A 3,145-nucleotide genomic window follows, 5' to 3' on the forward strand; every position below is an offset into this window, starting at 1 on the left:
CGCGACTTCCTGCCCTGGTCGGCCCTGGCGGGCCTGTCCTGGGCCGCCTACAGCGTGGCCCTCGGCTACTACGGCGCCCAGTGGCTGGGCGCCACCTGGCTGGCCACGGGGGTGTCGGTGGCGGCGCTGTTCGGGGCGGGCGCGGCGGCGGGGTTCCTCATGCGTCCCAGAAGGGGCGCGGGGAGCTGACTCAGCAGCTCGCCAGGTAGTTCGTCAGCGCGCTCTTCTCGGCCGAGTCCACCGACAGGCCGTAGTAGTACTTCACCTGCACCCACGCGCGCACGTACGTGCACACGTACGCCGACCGCGACGGGACCCACGTGGCCGGGTCCTGGTCGCCCTTCGCCTGGTTGACGTTGTCGGTCACGGCGATCAGCTGGGGGCGGGTGAGGTCGTTGGCGAACGCCTGCCGCTGGGCCGTCGTCCACTTGCTCGCGCCGGAGTCCCAGGCCTCGGCCAGCGGGACGAGGTGGTCGATGTCGAGGTCGGAGGCGGCGGTCCAGGTCGCGCCGTCGTACGGCGAGTACCAGCTGCCGCTGGTCGCGGCGCAGGAGGAGTCGGTGACGACGTTCGTGCCGTCCCGCTTCAGGACCGTCTCGCGGGTGTTGCAGGTGCCGCTGATGGTGATCCAGTGCGGGAACAGGTCGCGGCTGTAGCCGGTGCGGTCCTCCGTGGCCACGGTGAGCTGGGCGAGGTACCCGCGGGCGGTGGCGGCGCTGACCGGGGTGGGCAGGGCGGCGGAGGCGCTCGGCGAGTTGAACAGGGCGACGGAGGCGATCAGACCGGTGAGGGCGGCCAGGATGCTCGTCCGTCGACGCGCGTAGATTTTGGACATGCGTGAACTCCCTTTGGAGCTGGGGGTGTTGGAGCGCGAGCGTGGGAATGCTCGCCATGAGGGATGGCCGGCGGATGAGCGTTTGGTAAGAAGGTAGTGACGTGATCATGTCAAGACAAGGTTGACGACGGAACTTTCACATCCCGTACGATGGGAGGCGCAGAAGGGGAGTAGCTCTTCGCCGGACCGTCGACATACTGCTCAGCGAGCCTGAGCCGGCGCCCGGAGGCGGCCCCCGGCGGGAGCCGCCAGCGAGACCTTCGGCAAGCAGTGCACGTCCGTGCCCCACCGGCACGGGCGGGAAGTGTGCTGCCGTGCCGAGGTGTCATCGCGTGACGTACCGCACTCTCGGCGGGGCAGCCCGACCGATTGAGGACCTTTGATCAGCATCACCGTCACGGCGCTCGTCTTCGGCGTCGTCTTCCTCGCCGAACTGCCGGACAAGACCGCGCTCGCCGGTCTCGTCCTCGGCACCCGCTACCGCGCCTCGTACGTCTTCGCGGGCGTCGCCGCCGCCTTCCTGCTGCACGTCGTGCTCGCCGTCGCGGCCGGCAGCGTGCTCACCCTGCTGCCGCAGCAGATCGTGCACGCCCTCACCGGCGTGCTCTTCCTCGGCGGGGCCGCGATGCTCCTGCTGAAGAAGGACGACGGCGAGGAAGAGGTCAAGAAGCCCGCCGACCAGTCCTTCTGGAAGGTCGCGGGCACCGGCTTCATGCTCATCCTGGTCGCCGAGTTCGGTGATCTCACCCAGATCATGACCGCCAACCTCGCCGCCCGCTACGACGACCCGATCTCCGTCGGCCTCGGCGCGGTGCTCGGTCTGTGGGCCGTCGCCGGGCTCGGCATCGTCGGTGGAAAGGCCCTGATGAGGCGGGTGCCGCTGCGGCTGATCACGCAGATCGCGGCCGTGCTGATGCTGGCGCTCGGCGCCTGGAGCCTGTGGGAGGCGGTGGCCGGCTGAGCGGTCGGGCGGGCGGTGAATCCTCGCCGTGGCGGTGGCGGAAACGCGGAAGTGTTTTGTACCGTGGAGAAACAAAGTGGCTCCCGCCCGTTTTCCCTGACCGGCGGGCGGGGCCGCCTTGTCCCTCCCGCCGTCTCTCCCGACACGGGCCCTCCTCTCCTTCCGGAGCTGCCGATGCCGGCCACCGCCACGCCCACCGTCCTCACCTGCCGTGCCCTCCTGCTCGACATGGACGGCACCCTCGTCAACTCGGACGCCGTGGTCGACCGTGTCTGGCGGCGCTGGGCCGGACGGCACGGGCTGGACGGCGACGAGGTCATGAAGGTCATACACGGCCGCCAGGGGCACGCCTCCATGGCCCTGCTGCTGCCCGACCGGCCCATGGAGGAGAACTTCGCGGAGAACGAGCGGATGCTCGCCGAGGAGACCGCCGACACCGAGGGCGTGGTCGAGGTGCCCGGCGCCGGGGCGTTCCTCGCCTCGCTGGCCGGGCTGCCGCACGCGCTGGTCACCTCCGCCGACATCGGGCTGGCGACCGCGCGCATGAGCGCGGCGGGGCTGCCGCTGCCGGAGGTCCGGGTCACCGCCGAGTCGGTCGGCGCGAGCAAGCCCGATCCCGAGGGCTTCCTGAAGGGCGCGGCCGAGCTGGGGATCGACCCGGCCGACTGCGTCGTGTTCGAGGACTCCGGCGCGGGGATCGCGGCGGGGCGCTCCGCGGGGATGCGGGTCGTGGGGGTCGGGCCGCGGGCGGTCGCCCACGAGCCGGACGTGGCCGTGCCGGACCTTGCGCGGGTACGGGTGGAGGCCGGGGCCGACGGGATGCTGCGCCTGCTGATCGGCTGAGCGGGCCCGCTGCGGGATCGCTGCGCTTGGCTTTCGGGGGCGGGTGCGGGTGCGTTGTGCCTGGCCTTCGGGCGCGGGTTCGTTGTGGCTTGTCGCGCAGTTCCCCGCGCCCCTTTCGGGCGCCCCTTTGGGTCAGGGGTCCCTTGTTTCCTTTTCCAGGCTTTTCCGGGTCGCCGGGCCGTATACGCCCAGGGGGTCTTCCTCGATGCCGCGAGCCAGTTGGTAGGTGCGTACGGCGTCTTCCACGGGGCGGGTGTAGGTGCCGTCGATGCGGTCGCCGTAGAGGTTCAGCCGGCGTAGGCGCAGTTGGAGTTCCGTCACCTCCGGGCCGGTGTCGCCGCGCCGCAGTACCGGGGGCGCCGCCGGTGTGGTGGGCGGGGCGGAGGGGGCCGTCGGCGATGGGGTGCGGGACGGGGTGCGCGACGGTGTCGGTGTGGAGGTCGGGGACGTGGTGGTCCGAGTCGGGGTCGGGGTGGCCGGAGTCGGTGACGGCGGCGGGGGAGCGG

The 3,145-nt window shown here is 71.6% G+C and carries 4 protein-coding genes and 1 pseudogene; 3 read left to right on the forward strand and 2 right to left on the reverse strand.

Going from position 1 to position 3,145, the window contains the following annotated elements:
• Positions 1 to 189 (forward strand): annotated as a pseudogene (locus tag H5J33_RS28900) (hypothetical protein); the annotation flags it as partial.
• Position 190: 1 nt separating this feature from the next.
• Here H5J33_RS28900 and H5J33_RS28905 read toward each other — a convergent pair.
• Positions 191 to 835, reverse strand: coding sequence for an HNH endonuclease family protein (locus H5J33_RS28905; protein ID WP_181797768.1), 645 nt, complete (start codon positions 833 to 835; stop codon positions 191 to 193).
• A gap of 379 nt (positions 836 to 1,214) precedes the next feature.
• Here H5J33_RS28905 and H5J33_RS28910 point away from each other — a divergent pair, with 379 nt between their 5' ends.
• Together H5J33_RS28910 and H5J33_RS28915 are read left to right on the forward strand one after the other, a co-directional pair.
• Positions 1,215 to 1,796, forward strand: a complete 582-nt coding sequence (locus H5J33_RS28910) for a TMEM165/GDT1 family protein (protein ID WP_030604426.1) — start codon at positions 1,215 to 1,217, stop codon at positions 1,794 to 1,796.
• A 174-nt stretch (positions 1,797 to 1,970) separates the two neighbouring features.
• On the forward strand, positions 1,971 to 2,639 hold the full coding sequence (locus H5J33_RS28915; protein ID WP_181797769.1) for an HAD family hydrolase: 669 nt from the start codon (positions 1,971 to 1,973) through the stop codon (positions 2,637 to 2,639).
• A 132-nt stretch (positions 2,640 to 2,771) separates the two neighbouring features.
• Here the strand turns inward: H5J33_RS28915 and H5J33_RS28920 are convergent.
• Positions 2,772 to 3,145 (reverse strand): peptidoglycan-binding protein (locus tag H5J33_RS28920; protein ID WP_181797770.1); only part of this gene is annotated, 374 nt, incomplete at its 5' end.

Origin of the sequence: Streptomyces sp. WELS2 (assembly GCF_013870595.1) — a bacterium.
GTDB lineage: Bacteria > Actinomycetota > Actinomycetes > Streptomycetales > Streptomycetaceae > Streptomyces.

Excerpts from the sequence above, each read along its gene's own strand:
- H5J33_RS28905 (WP_181797768.1), bottom strand. The coding sequence starts at position 835 with ATGTCCAAAATCTACGCGCGTCGACGGACGAGCATCCTGGCCGCCCTC.
- H5J33_RS28915 (WP_181797769.1), top strand. The coding sequence starts at position 1,971 with ATGCCGGCCACCGCCACGCCCACCGTCCTCACCTGCCGTGCCCTCCTG.